At 71.1% G+C, this 19,767-nt stretch carries 17 protein-coding genes and 1 pseudogene; 15 read left to right on the top strand and 3 right to left on the bottom strand.

Going from position 1 to position 19,767, the window contains the following annotated elements:
- The first annotated feature begins 1 nt into the window (after window position 1).
- The 6 genes and pseudogenes from EAD98_RS28365 to EAD98_RS28340 all read left to right on the top strand — a co-directional run bounded on the left by EAD98_RS28365 (window position 2) and on the right by EAD98_RS28340 (window position 5,573).
- Complete coding sequence (locus EAD98_RS28365; RefSeq protein ID WP_121657024.1) at window positions 2–778, top strand: (Fe-S)-binding protein; 777 nt, start codon at window positions 2–4, stop codon at window positions 776–778.
- On the top strand, window positions 775–2,229 hold the full coding sequence (locus tag EAD98_RS28360; protein WP_121657023.1) for a lactate utilization protein B: 1,455 nt from the start codon (window positions 775–777) through the stop codon (window positions 2,227–2,229). Before EAD98_RS28365 ends, EAD98_RS28360 begins: the two co-directional genes overlap by 4 nt.
- On the top strand, window positions 2,226–2,828 hold the full coding sequence (locus tag EAD98_RS28355; RefSeq protein ID WP_121657022.1) for an LUD domain-containing protein: 603 nt from the start codon (window positions 2,226–2,228) through the stop codon (window positions 2,826–2,828). The genes EAD98_RS28360 and EAD98_RS28355 overlap by 4 nt, the downstream gene beginning before the upstream one ends.
- Before the next feature lie 208 nt (window positions 2,829–3,036).
- Complete coding sequence (locus tag EAD98_RS28350) at window positions 3,037–3,855, top strand: basic amino acid ABC transporter substrate-binding protein (RefSeq protein WP_121657021.1); 819 nt, start codon at window positions 3,037–3,039, stop codon at window positions 3,853–3,855.
- A gap of 79 nt (window positions 3,856–3,934) precedes the next feature.
- Window positions 3,935–4,729 carry an amino acid ABC transporter permease gene (locus EAD98_RS28345; protein ID WP_121657020.1) on the top strand — a complete coding sequence of 265 codons (795 nt, stop codon included), beginning with the start codon at window positions 3,935–3,937 and terminating at the stop codon, window positions 4,727–4,729.
- Between the two features lie 5 nt (window positions 4,730–4,734).
- Window positions 4,735–5,573, top strand: a pseudogene (locus EAD98_RS28340) (amino acid ABC transporter ATP-binding protein).
- 14 nt (window positions 5,574–5,587) lie between these two features.
- On the opposite strand, the gene EAD98_RS28335 reads toward EAD98_RS28340, so the two are convergent.
- Entirely contained in the window at window positions 5,588–6,736 is a 1,149-nt protein-coding gene (locus EAD98_RS28335; RefSeq protein WP_368666180.1) for a D-alanyl-D-alanine carboxypeptidase family protein, read from the bottom strand.
- 390 nt (window positions 6,737–7,126) lie between these two features.
- Between EAD98_RS28335 and EAD98_RS28330 the strand changes: the two genes are divergently transcribed.
- Together EAD98_RS28330 and EAD98_RS28325 are read left to right on the top strand one after the other, a co-directional pair.
- Window positions 7,127–8,335, top strand: coding sequence for a PP2C family protein-serine/threonine phosphatase (locus tag EAD98_RS28330; RefSeq protein ID WP_233584008.1), 1,209 nt, complete (start codon window positions 7,127–7,129; stop codon window positions 8,333–8,335).
- Between the two features lie 127 nt (window positions 8,336–8,462).
- On the top strand, window positions 8,463–9,404 hold the full coding sequence (locus EAD98_RS28325) for a sensor histidine kinase (protein WP_121657018.1): 942 nt from the start codon (window positions 8,463–8,465) through the stop codon (window positions 9,402–9,404).
- Between the two features lie 20 nt (window positions 9,405–9,424).
- Here EAD98_RS28325 and EAD98_RS28320 read toward each other — a convergent pair whose 3' ends face one another.
- The gene (locus EAD98_RS28320) at window positions 9,425–10,387 is read right to left on the bottom strand and encodes an AraC family transcriptional regulator (protein WP_121657017.1); all 963 of its coding nucleotides are present in this window, start codon (window positions 10,385–10,387) and stop codon (window positions 9,425–9,427) included.
- A gap of 235 nt (window positions 10,388–10,622) precedes the next feature.
- On the opposite strand from EAD98_RS28320, the gene EAD98_RS28315 reads away from it, so the two are divergent.
- The 4 genes from EAD98_RS28315 to EAD98_RS28300 all read left to right on the top strand — a co-directional run bounded on the left by EAD98_RS28315 (window position 10,623) and on the right by EAD98_RS28300 (window position 15,773).
- Window positions 10,623–12,158 carry an NAD(P)/FAD-dependent oxidoreductase gene (locus EAD98_RS28315; RefSeq protein WP_121657016.1) on the top strand — a complete coding sequence of 512 codons (1,536 nt, stop codon included), beginning with the start codon at window positions 10,623–10,625 and terminating at the stop codon, window positions 12,156–12,158.
- A gap of 189 nt (window positions 12,159–12,347) precedes the next feature.
- Entirely contained in the window at window positions 12,348–13,544 is a 1,197-nt protein-coding gene (locus EAD98_RS28310; protein ID WP_158609849.1) for a low temperature requirement protein A, read from the top strand.
- Between the two features lie 208 nt (window positions 13,545–13,752).
- Window positions 13,753–14,700 carry an acetyltransferase gene (locus tag EAD98_RS28305; protein ID WP_233584007.1) on the top strand — a complete coding sequence of 316 codons (948 nt, stop codon included), beginning with the start codon at window positions 13,753–13,755 and terminating at the stop codon, window positions 14,698–14,700.
- A 56-nt stretch (window positions 14,701–14,756) separates the two neighbouring features.
- The gene (locus EAD98_RS28300; protein WP_121657014.1) at window positions 14,757–15,773 is read left to right on the top strand and encodes a carboxylesterase; all 1,017 of its coding nucleotides are present in this window, start codon (window positions 14,757–14,759) and stop codon (window positions 15,771–15,773) included.
- Between the two features lie 79 nt (window positions 15,774–15,852).
- Here EAD98_RS28300 and EAD98_RS28295 read toward each other — a convergent pair whose 3' ends face one another.
- On the bottom strand, window positions 15,853–16,956 hold the full coding sequence (locus tag EAD98_RS28295) for an aldo/keto reductase (RefSeq protein ID WP_121657013.1): 1,104 nt from the start codon (window positions 16,954–16,956) through the stop codon (window positions 15,853–15,855).
- Between the two features lie 141 nt (window positions 16,957–17,097).
- On the opposite strand from EAD98_RS28295, the gene EAD98_RS28290 reads away from it, so the two are divergent.
- From EAD98_RS28290 to EAD98_RS28285, 3 genes are all read left to right on the top strand, one after another.
- On the top strand, window positions 17,098–17,703 hold the full coding sequence (locus EAD98_RS28290; protein WP_121657012.1) for a TetR/AcrR family transcriptional regulator: 606 nt from the start codon (window positions 17,098–17,100) through the stop codon (window positions 17,701–17,703).
- A gap of 60 nt (window positions 17,704–17,763) precedes the next feature.
- A complete protein-coding gene (locus EAD98_RS30780; RefSeq protein WP_147457512.1) occupies window positions 17,764–17,943 on the top strand; it encodes a hypothetical protein in 180 nt (59 codons plus the stop codon).
- A 268-nt stretch (window positions 17,944–18,211) separates the two neighbouring features.
- A complete protein-coding gene (locus tag EAD98_RS28285) occupies window positions 18,212–19,765 on the top strand; it encodes an ABC-F family ATP-binding cassette domain-containing protein (RefSeq protein WP_233584006.1) in 1,554 nt (517 codons plus the stop codon).
- Window positions 19,766–19,767: the final 2 nt, after the last annotated feature.

Below are 19,767 nucleotides of genomic sequence, written 5' to 3'. Positions count from 1 at the left end.
TATGCGAATAGCCCTGTTCGTCACCTGTCTGGCCGACACCCTGTTCCCCGAGGCGGCCAAGGCGACGGTGCGGCTGCTGGAACGGCTCGGTCACGAGGTCGTCTTTCCGCAGGACCAGACCTGCTGCGGGCAGATGCACATCAACACCGGTTATCCGGATGACGCGCTGCGGCTGGTCCGTCGGCACGTGCGGACCTTCGCGCCGTACGACGTGGTGGTGGCACCGTCCGGCTCGTGCGTCGGCTCCGTGCGGCACCAGCACGCGACAGTGGCCCGGGGGGCCGGCGACGAGCGCCTGGCCAGCCGTGCCGAGGAGGTCGCCCGACGCACGTACGAGCTGTCGGAGCTGCTCGTCGACGTGCTCGGGGTGACCGACGTGGGCGCCTTCTATCCGCACCGCGTGACGTACCACCCGACCTGCCACTCGCTGCGGATGATCCGGGTGGGGGACAAGCCGCTGCGGCTGCTGCGCCAGGTACGCGGCCTGGACCTGGTGGAGCTGCCGCAGGCCGAGCAGTGCTGCGGCTTCGGCGGCACGTTCGCCGTGAAGAACGCGGACACCTCGACGGCGATGCTGGCCGACAAGATGCGCCACGTGCTGTCCACCCGAGCCGACGTCTGCACCGCCGGGGACACCTCCTGCCTGATGCACATCGGCGGCGGGCTGTCCCGGCTCCGCGCCGGCGTACGGACCGTGCACCTCGCGGAGATCCTGGCCAGCACCGAGCCCGCCGCACACCCGGCCGGGCCGGCGCAGCGGGACGGGGTGACGGCATGACCGAAACCTTCCTCGGCATGCCGGCCACCGCGCCGCGCGGTGTCGGGCACCTGCGCGGCGACGAGCCCTTCCCGGTCGCGGCCCGGCGCAGCCTCGCCGACGCGCAACTGCGCCGCAACCTCGGCCACGCCACCGCCACGATCCGTACGAAGTCCGCAGCCGTGATCGGCGAGGTTCCCGACTGGCAGGAGCTGCGCGAGGCCGGCCGGGCCATCAAGACCGACGTGATGGCCCGCCTGCCCGAGCTGCTGGAACAGCTGGAGGCCACGGTCACCGCCGCCGGCGGCACCGTGCACTGGGCCGCCGACGCCGTCGAGGCCAACCGGATCGTCACCGACCTGGTCCGGGCCACCGGCAGCGACCGGGTCATGAAGGTCAAGTCGATGGCCACCCAGGAGATCGGCCTCAACGAGGCGCTGGAGGCGGCCGGCATCGAACCGGTGGAGACCGACCTCGCCGAGCTGATCGTCCAGCTCGGGCGGGACAAGCCCAGCCACATCCTGGTGCCGGCGATCCACCGCAACCGGGCGGAGATCCGCGAGATCTTCCTGCGCGAGATGCCCGGCGTCGACCCGGCGCTGACCGACGAGCCGGCGATCCTGGCCGCGGCGGCTCGGCGTCACCTGCGCCGCACGTTCCTCAGCACCCGGGTCGCCGTCTCCGGTGCGAACTTCGCGGTGGCCGAGACCGGCACCCTCGCGGTGGTCGAGTCGGAGGGCAACGGCCGGATGTGCCTCACCCTGCCGGACACCCTGATCACCGTCATGGGCATCGAGAAGGTCATCCCCACCTGGGCGGACCTCGAGGTGTTCCTGCAACTGCTGCCGCGCGCCTCCACCGGGGAGCGGATGAACCCCTACACCTCCATGTGGACCGGTGTCACGCCGGGCGACGGGCCGCAGGACTTCCACCTCGTGCTGCTGGACAACGGTCGCAGCGCGGTCCTCGCCGACGAGGTCGGCCGTCAGGCGCTGCACTGCATCCGCTGCTCGGCCTGCCTCAACGTCTGTCCCGTCTACGAGCGCACCGGCGGGCACGCGTACGGCTCGGTCTACCCCGGGCCGATCGGCGCCGTGCTCTCGCCGCAGCTGACCGGCGTGGAGGACAACGCCTCCCTGCCCTTCGCCTCCTCACTCTGCGGCGCCTGCTTCGACGCCTGCCCGGTGATGATCGACATCCCGTCGATCCTGGTGCACCTGCGCGCGCAGCACGTGGCGGCGTACCGGAGCGAACATCGCGTGCCGAGCCCCGAGGCGATCACGATGGCCGCCGCCGCGTACACCATGGACCACCTGCCGCTGTACGAGGCCGCGCAGCGCGCCTCGCGGGTCACCCGCTTCGCCGGCCGGCGAGGTGGCGGGCTTCCTCCGCCGCTGTCCGGCTGGACCCTCGGCCGCGACCTGCCGCAGCCGCCGCCGCAGACCTTCCGCGAATGGTGGGCGCAACGATGACCTCCCGCGAGTTGATCCTCGGACGCCTCCGCGCCGCTCTCGGCGCTTCCCCGACCACCCCTGGCGAGGTGACACGGGACTACCGGCCGGCCGGCGGCGCCGTGGACCTCGACGTCCTGGTGCACCGGCTCACCGACTACCGGGCCACCGTGCACCGGTGTGCCGACGGCGAGGTGGCCCAGGTCGTCGACGCGATCCTCGGCGGTCGACGTGTCGTGGTCCCGCCGGGCCTGCCACGGCGGTGGCTGCCCGACACGGTCGAGGTGCTGACCGACGACGAACTCCCGACGGACCAGGTCGACGCGGCCGACGGGGTGGTCACCGCGGCGGCGGTGGCCGTCGCCGAGACCGGGACGGTCATCCTCGACGCGGGCCCGGCCCAGGGGAGACGGGTCATCTCCCTCCTGCCCGATGTCCATGTCTGCGTGCTGCGTACCGATCAGGTCGTCGCCGGGGTGCCGGACGCCCTCGCGCGCCTCGGCCCGGACCGCCCGCTCACCTGGATCAGCGGCCCGTCCGCCACCAGCGACATCGAACTCAACCGGGTCGAGGGCGTCCACGGCCCCCGCAACCTGCACGTGGTGATCGTCCCCGCCTGAACGGTCACGGTGGGCGGGGGATCCGGCCGCGACGTCCCGTTACGGCCCGGCTGTCGGGTGTACCGACGGTGACCGGTGCCGCACTCCTCACAACGACTCGACGTGATCTAGGTACGGCTTGTCCGATCAGGTAGCGTCGCCTGTCACAGTCTTCGCATTAACCCTGGCTGCCCGCCCGCACGGGGAGCCGAACCGGAGGGACACAGCCGTGAGGTTTCACAGCGCAGCCCGCAAGGCCGGCCTCGTCGCGGCGATCGCCGCCCTGTCGCTGAGCGCGGGATGCGCCAAGAAGGACGAGGGCGAGACCCAGGCGAGCGGGGTCAAGCTGGTCCAGGCGGGCAAGCTGACCGTCTGCACCCACCTGCCGTACCCGCCGTTCCAGTCGAAGGACGCCAGCGGCAAGGTGGTCGGATTCGACGTCGACCTGATGGACCTGGTCGCCAAGGACCTGGGCGTCGAGCAGACGATCGTCGACACCCCGTTCGAGGGCATCAAGTCCGGCCAGGACCTGAACACGGGCAAGTGCGACGCCGCCGCCGCCGGTATGACGATCACCGAGGAACGGCAGAAGGTCATGAACTTCTCCGATCCCTACTTCGACGCCACGCAGGCGATGCTGGTCAAGACCGGCAAGCCCTACAAGTCGCTCGACGACCTCAAGGGCAAGAAGCTCGGCGTCCAGGCGGCGACCACGGGCCGTGACTACGCCCGGAAGTTCGAGAAGGAGAAGAGCCTCCAGCTCGTCGAGTTCGAGGACCTCGCCGCCCTGCAGCAGGCCGTCTCCAACGGCCAGGTGGAGGCCGCCATCAACGACCTCCCGGTCTGGACCGAGTACCTCAAGGAGAACCCGGGCGGCTTCGTGGTCGCGGCCGAGTTCGACACCGGCGAGCAGTACGGGTTTTCGGTGAAGAAGGACAGCAACCCGGAGTTGCTCAAGAAGGTCAACGAGGCGCTGGCCACGGCCAAGCAGGACGGCACGTACGACACGATCTACGAGAAGTGGATCGGCAAGCGTCCAAGCGCGTGATCGACGCTCAGAGTCGGAGGGCGCGCGTCTCGCGCGCCCTCCGCGTAGGCAATCTCGGGGAACACAAGGAGCGACGAACGTGAAGCTGCGACGCCGTCAGCGAGAGCGGCTGTCCCTCTGGCTCCAGTACCTGGCCTTCATCGCCGTCATCGCCGTGGCGGTCTACGCCGCGGACTGGGGCAGGCTGCGGGAGGCGTTCTTCCGCGTCGACATCATCGAGTCGATGTTCCCGACGATCATAACGGTCGCGCTGCGCAACACGATCCTCTACACGCTGGGCGCCTTCGCCTTCGGCCTCGTGTTCGGCACGATCCTCGCGCTGATGCGGCTGTCCCGGGTGGCTCCGTACCGCTGGGTGGCGACGGCGTACATCGAGCTGTTCCGGGGTCTGCCCGCCCTGCTGGTGCTCTTCCTCGTCGGGTACGGCATTCCCATCGCCTTTCCGGAGCGGGAAATTCCGGGTGGTGTGTTCGGTTCGATCGCGATCGGTCTGGGGTTGACCGCCGCGGCGTACATGGCCGAGACCATCCGGGCCGGCATCCAGGCTGTGCCGAAGGGGCAGATGGAGGCGGCGCGCACCCTCGGCATGTCGCACTTCACCGCGATGCGCACCATCGTCATCCCGCAGGCGTTCCGGATCGTGATCCCGCCGCTGACGAACGAACTCATCCTGCTCACCAAGGACTCGTCGCTCGCCTACGTGCTCGGCGTGACGGCGCAGACCATCGAGGTCACCAAGTTCGGCCGGGACACGCTGAACGACCGCGTGAACGCCACCCCGCTGCTGGTGGCCGGCCTCGCCTACCTGGCCATCACCCTGCCCCTGTCCCAGGTGGTACGACGCCTCGAACTCCGCTACGCCAAGGCCCGGTGATCCGCATGACGACTACCCAACCCCGGCCCGCCGTCGAGATCCGCGATCTGCACAAGTCGTTCGGGCCGCTGGAAGTGCTCAAGGGCATCGACTTCGAGGTCGGCCACGGCGAGGTGGTCTGCGTCATCGGGCCGTCCGGTTCCGGCAAGTCGACGCTGCTGCGCTGCGTCAACCTGCTGGAGGAGCCGACCGCCGGCAAGATCTGGGTCGACGGTGTCGAGGTGACCGACCCGGACGTCGAGATCGATTCCGTACGCCGCGGCATCGGCATGGTCTTCCAGTCGTTCAACCTCTTTCCGCACCTGACCGTGCTGGACAACCTCACCATCGCCCAGCGTCGGGTGCTGCGCCGTGGCCGTGCCGAGGCCGAGCGGATCGCGCGGGACAACCTTGAGCGGGTCGGCCTGACCGACAAGGCCGCGCGTTCCCGGCGCAACTCTCCGGTGGGCAGCAGCAGCGCGCGGCGATCGCCCGATCGCTGTCGATGGAGCCCAAGCTGATGCTCTTCGACGAGCCGACCTCCGCCCTCGACCCGGAGCTGGTCGGCGACGTGCTCACCGTCATGCGCAAGCTGGCCGAGGACGGCATGACGATGTTGGTGGTCACCCACGAGATGGCGTTCGCCCGGGACGTCGCCGACCGGGTCGTGTTCATGGACGGCGGGGTGGTGGTCGAGCAGGGGCCGCCGCGGGAGGTGCTGGGCGCGCCGCAGCACGAACGCACCCGCTCGTTCCTCTCCCGGGTCCTCGACCCGACCCATGTCGCGCAGCTCGGTCAGCCGGACCAGGCCCCGGAACCCCCGGAGCCGCCGCAGTTGCCGGCCGACGACCGCCACAACGTGTGACCGCGACCCGCTCGCTACCGCGGGCCGGCGTCCTGTCGTGCGGCTCTGCGTCGCCACGGCGCGGCCAGGACCAGGACGGCCAGCAGGACGGCGGCGCCGAGACCCAGCCCGGTGTGCACCGGGATTGACGACCTGCCCGCCGGGACAGGGCGTTCGCCCTTGACGGGGACGACGGGGCTGTCGTGCTTCTTCTCGTCGGGTGTCACCAGGCGGCCGACCGAGGCGTCGCGGGGCAGGGCGAAGCCCCAGTTGAGCAGCGCCGCAGCCTCTCCCAGGCTCCCCAGCGGCGCGGTCTCCGCTCCGAGCAGGGTCACCGCGAGCCGCCGACCGTCGCGTTCGGCCACACCGACGTACGTCTGCCGTGCCAGGTCGGTGAAGCCCGTCTTCCCCCCGAGTGTCCCGGGATAGTGGCCCAGCAGCGTGTTGTCGTGGGTGATGACGAATGCCGGATTTCTGGGCTGTGCCGGTATCTGCGCCGCCCTCGTGGCCACGTACCGCCGGAAATCCTCCCGGGCGAAGGTGGCCCGTGCGATCAGCGCGAGGTCGTACGCGCTCGTGTACTGGCCGGGGCCGTCCAGGCCCGATGGCGTCGCGGCGTGGGTCTGGTTCGCGTGCAGCCGACGAGCCTCGTCGTTCATCGCCTCGACGCCGCCCGGCCTGCCCGCACCACCGCCGCCGAGCCGGGCGAGCACGTTGGCCGCGTCGTTTCCCGACCTGAGCAACAGCCCCAGCCACAGGCTCTCGACGGAGTACCGGCCACCGGCGGTCACTCCCATCAGCGAACTGGCCGGGTCGAGATCGCGCAGATCCGACCTGGTCACCTCGACCATCTGGTTCGGATCCAGGCGGGGCATCAGGGCCGCCGCCAGCAGCAGTTTCTGGACGCTGGCCGGCGTTCGGCGCTCGTGGGGGCCGCACCCGCCGAGGACGTCGCCGCTGTTGAGATCCGCCACGAGCCAGGAGGTGGCGGTCAGCGCCGGGGCCGGCGGCGCGTGCGCGGGAATCGCCAGTCCTGCCGTGGCGAGCGCCTGCCCCCCGACCGCCCGGTCAGTGGGGTCGACGGGTGGCGGGGATGGTGTGGTGGGCGGCGGTGTGGACGGTTTCACGGCCGGGCACGCCACGTACGGCGCGGCGGAGGCCGGCATCGGTGGCGGAATCGTCACGGCCGGTAGGACCAGCGCGGCGCTGAGCGTGACGGCGGCAAACCGTGAGTCGGTCACGTCAACGAACGTAATCGTCATCACGGCCGGTGCCGGTCGGATTTGGCGAAAGCCCGTTGGCGGGACGGCGGGCAGCCCGACATTGCGCCATCTGGGTCGGTCTTTCTGGCGAATGGCAGGTAATGGGTCGCCAACGAGCGATACACCTGCGGGGCACAAATATGCCTCAGAGGTATGTCGCTCAGCAGTGACCGCCCAGAAAGGGTGGTCAGGGCGCTGCCCATCCAGACGGCCCGCGTCGTGTCGGCGACGTTCGCTGCGGTTCGCCAGCGGGTGACGATGCGGACATCCTCATGAGCTGCTCCGGGGCTGCGACGCGTTAGGCTCCTGCACGTGATTGACGTGCAGGGGAGCGGGAGCGACGAGCGGCTGCGCCGTATCGAGGCGGTCACCGATGCCGCGCTGTCACAGCTTGACGTCAAGGACCTTCTGGAGGAGCTCCTCGACCGTGTCGGAGAGGTGCTGGGGGTCGACACCGCGGCGATCCTGCTGCTGGACCTGCACGCTCAACAGTTGGTGGTCACGGCGACGAAGGGCCTGGGGGAGGTAGGCGCCCGCATCGCCGTCGGCCGCGGCTTCGCCGGCCGGATCGCCCAGGAGAAGCAGCCCGTCGTACTGGACGACGCCGCCGACGCCGACGACCCGGCTCTGACCGGCCGCGGGGTCCGCTCGTTGTTGGGTGTGCCCATGCTCGCCGGGGGCGAGCTGATCGGCGTCCTGCATGTCGGATGCCTGCGGCCGCACCGATTCACCGACGACGACGTGCGGCTGCTGCAACTCGCCGCCGACCGGGCGAGCCTCGCCAGTCGGACGCAGGCCAGCGGCCTCGACCGCAGCGCCGCCCTCGCACTACAACGCAGCCTGCTACCCACCCACCTGCCCGACGCGCCCGGTGTGGACATGGCGGCCCGCTACGTACCCGGTCACGACGCCGGCGTCGGCGGCGACTGGTACGACGTGTTCACCCTGCCCTCCGGTTGGCTGGGTGTCGTCATCGGCGACGTGTCCGGCCACGGCTTGCGTTCGGCGGTCGTCATGGGGCGTCTCCGCAGCGCACTGCGTGCCTACGCGCTGGTCTGCGACGATCCGGCCAGTGCGCTGACCCTGCTCGACCGGAAGATCCAACACTTCGAGACCGGCAACCTCGCCACGGTCCTCTACGCCATGATCTCCCCGGATCGCGCGACCATCCGGGTCTCCCTCGCCGGGCACCTGCAACCCGTCCTGGCCGCGCCAGGACACCCGGCCGACACGCTGAGCATTCCTGTTGATCTTCCACTGGGTATCGGTCCGCGTCAGCCGGTGCGTCGGTGCACCGAGGTCGCGTTCCCTTCCGACGCGGTGCTGATCTGCTACACCGACGGGCTCGTCGAACGCCGCGGCGAGATCATCGACATCGGCATCGATCGACTCCGCGCGGCGATCGAGCCAGGTCCCGCGGAGGAGGTCTGCGCCCGCGTCATGACCATGCTCGCCCGCGAGCAGGCCACCGACGACATCGCCCTGCTGGCCATCCACTCAGCCGGCGGACGTATCCAGTGAACGACTCTGACCGGCTGTTCCCGAGCTGTCGCCCGTACACTGCACCTGACCGGCGCCACGCAGGTCCCCGGCCTGATCCTGTCGGGGCCGACGAGGCGGTCGGATCACGCACCTCGGAGGCCACCGCTTGAGTATCTCCGTTGCCACCAGGATCGACAGCTTCGTGCATCCCGCTCTCTTCTACGCGGACCAGGAGGAATACCTGGCCGGCACGCTGCCGTTCATCCGGGCCGGTCTCGCCGCCGACGAGCCGGTCATGGTCGCCGTCCCGGGGGACAGCCTCGAGCACATCCGGGCCGCGCTCGGCGCCGACGCGGGCCGGGTGCAGCTGCACGACATGAGCGTGGCCGGGCGCAACCCCGGGCGGATCATTCCGGGCGTCCTGCTCGCCTTCGCCGCCGCGCACGCCGGCAAGCGGGTGCGCATCATCGGTGAACCGATCTGGGCCGGGCGTACCGCGACCGAATACCCCGCCTGTGCCCAGCACGAGGCACTGATCAACGCCGCGTTCGCCGGCCGGCAGGCCACCATCCTCTGCCCCTACCACACCGGTCACCTGGACCGACGCTGGCTCGACGATGCCCGCCGCACCCATCCCGTCGTGCAGATGGGTAGCGCGGTGCGGGTGAGCCCGCACTACGCGGACCCGATCGCGGTGGCCGCGGGGTTCAATCTGCCGCTGGAGGACCCGCCCGCCCAGGCGATCACCGTCACCATCGACCTGCAAGCCCTCTCGGTCATCCGCCGGGTGGTGGCCGCCGAGGCCACCGCGGCCGGCCTGTCCCCCGACCGGGTCTCCGACCTCACCCTGGCGGTCAGCGAACTGGCCGCGAACACGATCAAGCACACCGCCGCCGGCGGCACCCTCGCGATCTGGACCGACGACACCCGGCTGATCTGCCAACTCACCGACACCGGGCACATCGCCAATCCGCTCGCCGGCCGGCTTCCCGTGCCGCCGCAGCAGCCCGGCAGCCGAGGCCTCCTCCTGGTCAACCAACTCTGCGATCTCGTGCGCATCCACACCGTGCCCGGCGCCACCACGATCCGCCTGCACATGCACCGCTGACGTACGAGGGGCGGAGACCGTCAGCCTCGCAGGGTCGTGGACGGCGACTCGCCGAAGCGCACCCGGTAGTCGTTGGCGAAGCGGCCAAGATGGACGAACCCGTGTTGGACGGCGATGCCCGTCACGGACGTACCGGGACCGGCCGCGCGCAGCGCACGGCGGACCGCCTCGAGGCGGCATCCCCGCAGGTACGCCGTCGGCGTGGTCCGCAACTCGCGGCGGAAGCAGTCCTGCAGCGTTCGTACGCTGACCCGGAGCGCCTCCGCCACATCCCCGACGGTCAGTGCCTCGTCGTGGTGATCCGCGATCAGGGCACAGGCCCGGCGCACGAGACGTCCGGGGGACGCGTAACGCGCCGGCTCGGCGAGCTGGTCGGTGTAGGTGTGCCGGTGGGCCAGCAACAACTTGCCGATGAGTCCCTGCTCGAACCGGGCGGCGACCTGAGGATGGTCGAGCAGGGAAGCGTCCATCGGCTGCGAGAGTTCGTCGGCGAGGAAGTCCACACCGCGCGTCCACGCCTTCGCGGCGGCCGTGGTCATGGTCATGCCGATGTCGAACCGGACCGGGCCGTCCACCGGACGACCCAGCAGACGGCCGAGCTCCCGGTCGACGGTGCGCCGGTCGGCGTAGAAGATCCGGTGCGGCGAACCGGCGGACCAGTGCATGTCCGACGCCTCGTAGGGGGAGAGGACGGAGGCGACGTCGGGCGTCGAGGTCACGCTGTCGCCGGCGTGCCGGACCATCGTGCTGCCGTCGAGTGGAATCTGCACGAGGTAGAAGGTCTCCAGCGGGCCGGGTTGGATCCGCACCGCCTGGCCGTAGTCGAGGTCGATGACGCCCACGCCGTCCAGGCGGCGTGCCGCCATCCGCAGCCGAACGTCGCGGACTCCCGCCTGTGGTGTGAGCCGGTGCGGGCAGAAGACGCGACCCACCTCGGCACGCGCGTGCTCGACGTCGTCCGTCCGGACCGTCACAGCATCCATCCGACACCTCCCGCGGCGCCCTGCTGCGCTGACCCTAGGACGCGACCCGGCCGGGCCGTACAGGAAAGCCGCCGACCCGACAAGGAACAGCTCGGCTGCCGACTGCGCACAGCGGACACAGCCCGCGCGCAGCGGATAGCGGACCGTCCGCCGCCCCCGTTAGCGTGCTGACACCGTCGGCGCCCCTGCTGCCGTCGTACCTTGCCAGCGAGTCACACACTCACCGGAGGCTGCCATGAGGATTGCCGTCGTCGGCGCTGGATTCGCCGGCCTGAGCGCAGCGAAGGTGCTGCGGCAGAGTGGCTTCGACGTCACCGTGTTCGACAAGGCCCCCGACGTCGGCGGGGTCTGGAGCCGTACCCGTCGGTACCCCGGCCTCCGCACCCAGAACGACAAGGGCACCTACCACCTCTCCGACCTTCCGATGCCCGCGCACTACCCGCAGTGGCCGACGGGGGAGCAGGTCCAGCAGTACCTGGAGAGCTATGTGGAGATGTTCGGGCTCGGCGCCGTCCTGCGTCTCTCCACCGAGGTCGTCTCCGCGGCGCTTCTGGACGACGAGACCGGGTGGCTGCTCACGTCCCGCCCGGCGGGGGCGGACCCGGTGACCGTGGAGCGGTACGACCACCTCATCGTCGCCAACGGCATCTTCTCCGATCCGCTGGTCCCGTCCTTCGACGGCCGCGAGGACTTCACCGCCGCCGGGGGACGCGTCCTGGCGGCGGGCGACTTCCGTGACCTCGCGGAGGCCCGGGGAAAGAACGTACTGGTCGTCGGCTACGGCAAGTCCTCCTGTGACGTGACGGTCCCGCTGAGCGACGTCGCCGCACAGACCCACCTGGTGGCCCGCGAGCTGCTCTGGAAGATGCCCCGGAAGCTCGGCGGCGCGCTCAACTACAAGTACCTCCTGCTCACCCGGATGGGTGAGGCGCTGTTCCGCTACCTCAGCCTCAAGGGCGTCGAGCGGTTCCTGCACGGTCCGGGAGACGGTCTGCGCCGTACGCTGCTCGACAGCGTCGGGTCGGTCGCGACCAGGCAGCTCAAGCTGCGCGAGTTGGGCCTCGTGCCGAACGGCACCTTCCAGGACATCGCCCGCAGCACCGTCAGCCTCGCGACCGAGGGCTTCTTCGAGCGTGTCGCCGACGGCCGCATCACCGTTCACCGGGACCAGACGATCAGGGAGCTTGTGGTCGACGGCGGTCGACCGGCCGCCCGCCTCGGCGACGGTACGGTGCTCGCCGCGGACCTGGTGATCTGTGGCACCGGCTTCCGGCAGCACGTTCCGTTCTTCGATGACGCGCTGCACGCCCGGCTCCAGGACGCCGCCGGCAACTTCATGCTCTACCGCCAGATCCTGCCGATCGACGTTCCGCACCTGACCTTCGCCGGCTACAACTCGTCGTTCTTCAGCCCGCTGAGCGCGGAGATGGCGGCGGTCTGGACCGCCGCCCACCTGCGCGGCGGGGTCACCCTGCCGCCCCGGGATCGGATGCGCGAGGAGGTTCGCGAGCGGGTGGCATGGATGGCGGCGCGGACCAACGGACGGCATGCCCGGGGCACGAACGTCATCCCGTTCTCGATGCACAACATCGACGAGGTGCTCGATGAGCTCGGGCTCAACCTCGGTCGGCTGACACGGGCCCGGCAGTGGTTGCTGCCCGTCGACCCGCGCTCCTACCGCAGGGTGACGCCCCGCATGATCCGGCGTACCGCCGGTGGCGGCGCGACGGAGCGCGTCGAACCGGCCGGGGCCCGTCCCGTGGCGCGGTGATCCGGCCGCCCGGATTCGGACGTGCGGAACCGGCCAAAGGGATAAAATACCTCATCATGGATGAGTTGGACTGCCGGCGAGGAGGCGCGGGGACGATGGAGCGGATCACCCAGCATCGCTGCCCGGCTTGGCGACCGGACGCCCCGGTGCCCGTGCCGGCGGCCTCGGCCGGTAGCTGAACCCTCCGTGGTGACGGGCGCAGCGGTTCGAGGGCTCGGCGACAGCAGGAGCCCGCCCCGGGCGACAGTCCTGGAGCTGCTCTTCGACATCGTCTATGTCTTCGCGCTCGCCCGCCTCGCCGGACGGGTCGCCGACGACCTGACCATCGTCCGGCACTCGCTGCTGTCGGAGGCGGGTCAGACCCTGCTGTTCTTCGCGGCGATGTGGATGATCTGGTCGCTCAACTCCCTGATGGCGAGCACCTACGACCCGCGTCGCACCGACATTCAGATCGTGCTGCTGGCGACGATGTTCGGCACGCTGGTCCTGGCGGTCACGCTGCCGCAGGCGTTCGGTCAGCGCGGTGTGATCTTCGCCTGCGCGTACGTCCTGATCCAGGTCGGCCGCCCGCTGTACCTGACGTGGGCCCTACGCGGTCACCCGATGCGGGAGGTCTCGGTCCGGGTGCTGAGCTGGCACGCGGTGTCCGGCGTGCTGTGGATCGGCGGCGGCATCAGCGGAGGGCTGGGCCGCGGCGTCTTCTGGACCATCGCCCTCGTCATCGAGGTCATCGGGGCGGCCGCCAACTGGCCCGCCCTCGGGTTCGCCAGGGCACGCCGCGACGCCCTGTCCGAGGTCTCCTCCATGCACCTCGCCGAGCGGTACAACCAGTTCTTCATGATCGCGCTCGCCGAGGTGGTGCTCGAAGCCGGCCTCACCATCAGTTTCCCGGGCTTCTCGACCCTGCGGACCGTCACCCTTGTCGCCTCGTTCGTGGCGGTGGTGGCGTTCTGGCGGATCTACTTCTACCACGCGGGCCCGGATCGGGACACGACCGCCAGCTCGGCCGGCGAGGGGATGCAACTGTCCCGGTGGGCGAGCTTCAGCCTGCTGCTCATCGTCGGCGGCATCATCTGCCTCGCGGTCGGCTTCGGACAGATCATGGAAAATCCGGACCCGCCGATCGACTGGGCCCTGGTGGTCGTCGTCTTCGGCGGCCCGGTGCTGTTCCTGATCGGGCGGACCTATCTGGAGCAGTTGACCTCCACCGGGTCGCGCTGCCGGATACTGCTGCTCGGCGCGCTGGCGCTGACCGTGACAGCGCCGCCCATGGTGGTCCTTCCCCCGATCGCGGCGGTCGTCACCGCCAGTTCGATCCTGGCCGTGATCGCCATTCTCGACGGGCACGCCCATCGGCGTGAATCGGACACGAATCCGCAGCTGTAGCCGGCGCTCGGGCTGGCAGTGCCCGACTCCGGCTGACACGGCGACCCGAATGCGGCCTTGCGGGGCGGCGAGCACCTCAGCTAGGTTTTCGGGCACGCCGTCGAGCCGGGAGGAGGTCAGAACAATGTCCGATGTTCTGCGCCCCCTCCGCGCTCCGGCGTCCACGCGGATCTGACCCGGGGCGCTCGCTCTCCCGGAGGATCACCCTATGACCGACCTGGTCATCCGTCCGCTCGTCGCGGGCGAGGAACACCTGTTCGACTCCATGCCCGACCCGCTGCCCCAACTGCGCCAGGTCGGCTACGCCGACGGGATCGCCGGCGGCGGCTACCGACCTGAGAACACCTGGATCGCCCTGCGAGCCGGCCGGGTGGTCGGCAGGGCGGCCTGGCTCCTTCCGCCGGGTGCCGTCGGCGCACCCTGGTTGGAGCGGTTCGACCTGGACGCCGAGCCGGAGGTGGGCGCCGCGATGCTGCGCGCCGCCCACGAGGCACTGGGCGGTCCCGGGCTGTACTTCGCCGCCATGCCGGCCCACTGGCGGCGTCGGCCGGAGGTGCTGGCCGTGGTGGAGGCGCCGATGGCGGCGGCCCGGCTCGCCGGCCTGGTCGAGCGCGGGGAGCGGGTGAGGTGCTCCTGGACGGGCACGCCCCTGCCGGCCACGTCCGGACGGTACGCCTTCCGCCCGGCGGCCGACCCGGCGGAGATCAACGCACTGGTCGCCCGGATCGTCGAGCCGGACGTGCTGACCGGCGTGGAGATAGCGCGGGCGGTCGGCGGCGTCGACCTGGCCACCGACCCGCTGGCCTGGCTGCGGGGTCCGGCGGGAGACTGGCGGATCGCGCTGGCCGACGGGGAACCGGTCGGTCTGGTCGGACCAGCGGGGGACGCCTGCTACCCGCTCATCGCGTACCTCGGTCTGCTCGACGAGGCCGTCCGGAGTGAGCTGCTGGTCGAGGCCGTCCGGGCGCTGGCAGCCGGCGGGGCCCGGGAGGTGATCGCGGACGTGGACGCCCACCGGGTGGCGGTGCTGGCGGAGTTGGAACGGACCGGCTTCCGGCAGCTCCGCTCGCGGGTCGTCTTCGCGCCGGCAGCCGCCCAAGCGGCGCCACCAGGGCGTACGGCGTCCCCGGCGCCGCATCGATCGAATCGCCGGTGAGAGGATCTGGCGGTGCCGAAGATCGTTGCCAGCACCCACCACCAGGGCCGACGTCGATGGACCTGATCGGTGACCAGCAGAGCTTCCTCGACTACTGCCTGGCCCTCGTCGGAGCCGGGCTGACGCTGCTCGTGTCGGCGGTCGTCGGGCTCTACCTCTGGCCGCTACGCCGCCGTCATCCTCATCGGGCAGCCGGGCACCCGCTCGACTTCGCCGCCGCCACCCGCGTCGCGGAGACCATCATGGCGGCCGAGGCCGCGGATCCGCTCCTCCGGCCGGAGTCGCGCAGCCGGTTGCTGAGCCACGGCTCGCGTACCGACCGGGTCGTGCTGCTGCTGCACGGATACACCCACGCGCCGGAGCAGTACGACGAGCTGGCCGAGGAGTTCTTCGCCCGCGGTTACAACGTCTGGGTTCCGCGCGCCCCCCGGCACGGCACCGTCGACCGGCGGGCTCATCACCAGGTCGAGGCCGATGAGCTGACCGCGTACGCCGCCCGGGCGTTGACCGTCGCGGCGGGTCTCGGGGACGAGGTCGGCGTCGTGGGGATCTCCGGCGGGGCGGTCCTGGCCGCCTGGCTGGCCCAGGTCCGTGGCGACGTCGTGCGGCACCTCCTGCTGCTGTCGCCGTTCTTCGGCCCGGACCCGCGGCAGGCGCCGGCGTTCGCCGTCAAGCCGCTCATCGTGCTGTACGGCCGCCGCATCCTGCCCGACCGCGTCACGTCGCGCGGTTACTCGCTGTCCGCGGTCACGCAGTACCTGGCGATCGCGCGCGGCCTCCCGGGTCCACCGCGCCGGAGCGGTCTGGTGACGGCGGCGGTCGCGATCAGCCCGCTCGACGGCGTGGTGGACCGTCGGGCGGCGGTGGCGGTGCCGGCGAGGATCGCCGAGGCGAACGGGATCACGCTCCGCGTCCACGAGCTGCCGGAGTCGTTGGGTCTCCGCCACGACGTGCTCGACCTCGCCGCGCTCGGCCCGGACGGATCCGACCTGCGCCGGCGGTACGTCGCGCTGTACGAGGGAGAGCCCGAGCCGACGTCCGGGCTCGCCGGCACGACCAGCGGAGGCGGCTAGCCGTCGGAGCACGGGGTGGCGGGGGCGTGCGTCCCCGCCACCACCCTGCTGTCCGAAGGCCCTGCCGCGTCGTGCTCCCTCAGCCGGTGGGCCGGGTGGCGCCGTTGAACACCGGCGGGGCGTATCCGGCCGGCTTGTCGCCGATGCCGAGGCCGGGGCTCACCACCCAGGACTGGTACTGCGGGGTGAACATCCCGTACGGCATCCCGAGCTGTGGTGCGCTGGCCTCGTCGAGCCGGCGACGGGCGTCCGCCGGGATCTCGAAGTCGAGCGCGCCGAGGTTGCTGTCCAACTGCTCGGGGTTGCTCGCCCCGATGACCACCGACGCGACCGCCGGCTGGGTGGCCACCCAGTTGATCGCGACCTGGGCCATGCTGCGGCCCAGGTCCGCGGCCACGCCCTCCAGCACCTCGATCACCCGCCAGTCCCTGGGGTTGATCTCCCGACCCGGGGCGTCGGGACTGGTCAACCGCCCGGTCCCGCTCATGCCCTCGTCGGTCCGCCGGTACTTGCCGCTGAGCAGGCCGCCGCCGATCGGGCTCCACGCGGTGAGGCCCATGCCGAGGGTCTGGGCCATCGACACGTACTCCGCCTCGATGTCGCGCGTCACCAGGGAGTACGGCAGCTGCACGGTGATCATCGGGGCCAGCCCGTGTGCCTCGGCGTAGCTCTGCGCCCGTGCCGCGTACCAGGCTGGTACGTCGGAGAGGCCGGCGTACCGGATCTTGCCGGCGCGTACCAGGTCGTCGAGGGTGTGCACGACCTCCTCGACCGGGGTGATCCGGTCCCAGGTGTGCAGCAGGTGCAGGTCGAGGTAGTCGGTGCCGAGCCGGCGCAGCGACGCCTCCACCGCCCGCACGATGTGCTTGCGCCCGTTGCCGCTGGCGTTCGGGTCGGTCGGGTCGGTGGTGTTGGTGGCCTTGCTGGTCAGCACGAGCCGATCCCGGGCACCGGCCCGGTCGATCAGTCGGCCGAGGATGCGTTCGCTCTCACCGGCGGTGTAGAAGTCCGCCGTGTCGATGAGGTTTCCGCCCGCCTCCAGGTAGCGGCGGAAGATCGGCTCCGCCTCCTCCTCGGTCCTGCCGTACGCGGCGTGAAACCCGTCGACGCCGAAGTTCATCGTGCCCAGCGCCAGTCGGCTCACCCGCAGACCGGACCGCCCGAGCAGGTAGTACTGGTTCATCGTTGCGCCCTCCCGATCGCTCGCCGGCCCGGAGCGGACCGCGTGTCCAGACCTTTGCTCGCCAAAAATGGACCTGCAAGTCCAAAAGCCGAGCTAGGGTCGGACTTCCAGGTCCGTACGAGGAACGGTGACGGAGGCCTCATGACACGCGCGCTGACCCGCAAGGGAGAGGCGACCCGAGCCCGGATCGTCGCCGGCGCCGCCGCCGAGATCCGTGAGCGCGGCGTCGACGAGACACGCCTCGAGGACGTGATGGCGCGCACCGGCACCAGCAAGGGCCAGCTGTTCCACTACTTCCCGGGGGGCAAGGAGGAGTTGCTGCTCGCCGTGGCCCAGCACGAGGCCGACCAGGTGCTCAGCGACCAGGAGCCGATGCTCAGCAACCTGACGTCCTGGCCGGCCTGGCTGGCGTGGCGCGACCGGCTGATCGAGCGCTACCTCGCCCAGGGCGTGACGTGCCCGCTCAACAGCCTGCTCGGCCAGGCGAGCCGGCGTGGTCCTGGTGCGCAGGCGGTGGTGACCGGGCTCATGCGGCGCTGGCAGAACGCGATCGCCGAGGGCATCCGGCACATGCAGTCGACCGGGGACATCGCACCCGAGGTGGACGCCGACCGCGCCGCCGCAGCGCTGCTGGCCGGCATCCAGGGTGGCGTGCTGCTGTTGCTCTCCACCGGACAGATCGATCATCTCGAGGCCGCCCTGGACCTGACCATCGACTCGCTCCGGGTGGGTGCCCGAACGGCCTGATCGTGTCAAGATCGGCCGATCCGGCCGTACCGGTCGCGGGTTGGAAAGGGGCGGTCGAGCATGTCGGTTGGGGTGATCGCGGCGTTGCTGGGCGGGTCGATCCTGCTCTTCGCGGTGCTGCTGCTGTCCATCATCGTCGTGCTCGGGCGTCGTGCGCGGGCCGGGCGGCTGGCCGGTCGATACACGTCGCGGCCGGGAAACTCGTCGGACAACAGCTCGTCGAGCCTGGGCGGCGGATGACGCCGGGGCCGCCGACGGTGAGTTAGTCTTTGACGCGAGTTGCCGGAGATCGGAGCAGGCGTGGCAGGTGACGACGACATCTCCGGGTGAGAACCCGGACTGGCCGCAGACGGGCGCGTGACCGCGCCGTCGCCGCGGCCCCTGTCGTCATGCCCTGCTCCCGCCGGGCCGCCCGTGTGCGCCCGGGTCTCCGTTTTCCGAGGTCCCCTTGTCTGTTCGACCCGCGCTGATCGCCCATGACCTGCTACGTATCCGAGGCGACCGTCGAGTGCTCGACGGTGTCTCCCTGACCGCCGCGCCCGGCCACCGGATCGGCCTGATCGGCGAGAACGGCACCGGCAAGACGACCCTGTTGCGGGTTCTCGCCGGCGTCGACCAACCCGACTCCGGCACCGTCGTCCGCCCACCGGATCTCGGCTTCCTGCACCAGGAGATGCCGCACGCCCCGTCCGCGACCGTCGCCGCGGTCCTCGACGACGCGCTGCGTGCGGCCAGAGCGGACCTCGCCGAGCTGGACCGGCTCGGCAACGCGCTGGCCGACTCTCCCGAGGACACGGAGCGGCACGCCCAGCTGCTGGCCGCGTACGGCGAGACCCTGGAGCGGGCGCAGGACCGCGACGCCTGGGACGCCGACCGGCGCGCGCTGACGGTGCTCGCCGGCCTCGGCCTCGCCGGGACGCCGCACGAGCGGAGGCTTGCCGAACTGTCCGGCGGGCAACGTGGACGCCTCGCGCTGGCCGCGATGCTGATCCGTCGACCGGCCGCGCTGCTGCTCGACGAACCCACCAACCACCTCGACGACGCGGCGGCGGCGTTCGTCGAGGAGCAGCTCCGGGCGATGCCCGGAGTGGTCGTGGTGGCCAGTCACGACCGCGCGTTCCTGGACGCGGTGTGCACCGACGTCGTCGACCTGGACCCGGCAGTGCAGGGGCCGGTGCGCTACGGCGGCGGCTACACCGCGTACCTGGAGGCGAAGCGCGCCGAGGCCGATCGTTGGCGTCGGCGCTACGACGACGAGCAGGTGCAGCTCGCCGAGCTGCGCCGGGCCGCCGCCGTGACCGGGCATCAGGTCGCCCATGGCCGCGGCCCCCGCGACAGCGAGAAGATGGGGTACGGGCACACCGCCGGCCGGGTGCAGAACCAGATCTCCCGCCGGATACGCGACGCCGCGCGCCGGTTGGAGGCGCTGGAGCGCCTTCAGGTCGCCGCGCCGCCGGAGCCGTTGCGCTTCCACGCACCCGTTCTCGCCACCGGAGCCGGCGACGACGCCATCGTCACGATGCGCCACGTGGAGGTCCCGGGCCGGCTGCGGGTGGAGGAGCTCGAGGTCACGGCCAGCGACCGGCTGTTGGTGAGCGGGCCGAACGGTGCGGGCAAGTCCACTCTGCTCGCCGTCCTCGCCGGGCATGTCAACGGCACCGGAGCGGTCTGGCGGCGGTCGGACCTGCGCGTCGGACTGCTGACCCAGGACACCGTTCTCGCTGATCCACATCGGACCGCCCGGGAGACCTTCGCGACGGCCGTCGGTGCGGAGCGGGCCGAGACGGTGCCGCTGTCGTCGCTCGGGCTGCTCGCGCCCGCGGATCTCGACCGACCGGTTGGCGAGTTGTCGGTGGGCCAGCGCCGCCGGCTGGCCCTCGCGGTGCTCGTCGCCGATCCGCCGGACCTGCTCCTGCTGGACGAGCCGACCAACCATCTTTCCCCGCGACTCTGCGACGAACTGGAGGACGCCCTGGACACCGGTCCAGGCGCCGTCATCGTCGCCAGCCACGACCGCCGCCTCCGCTCAAGCTGGCCCAACCGCGAAATCACCCTCACGTAGCC

It is taken from the genome of Micromonospora sp. CV4 (assembly GCF_003667455.1).
Taxonomy (GTDB): domain Bacteria; phylum Actinomycetota; class Actinomycetes; order Mycobacteriales; family Micromonosporaceae; genus Micromonospora.
This window is presented reverse-complemented; position numbering and strand designations above follow the sequence as displayed.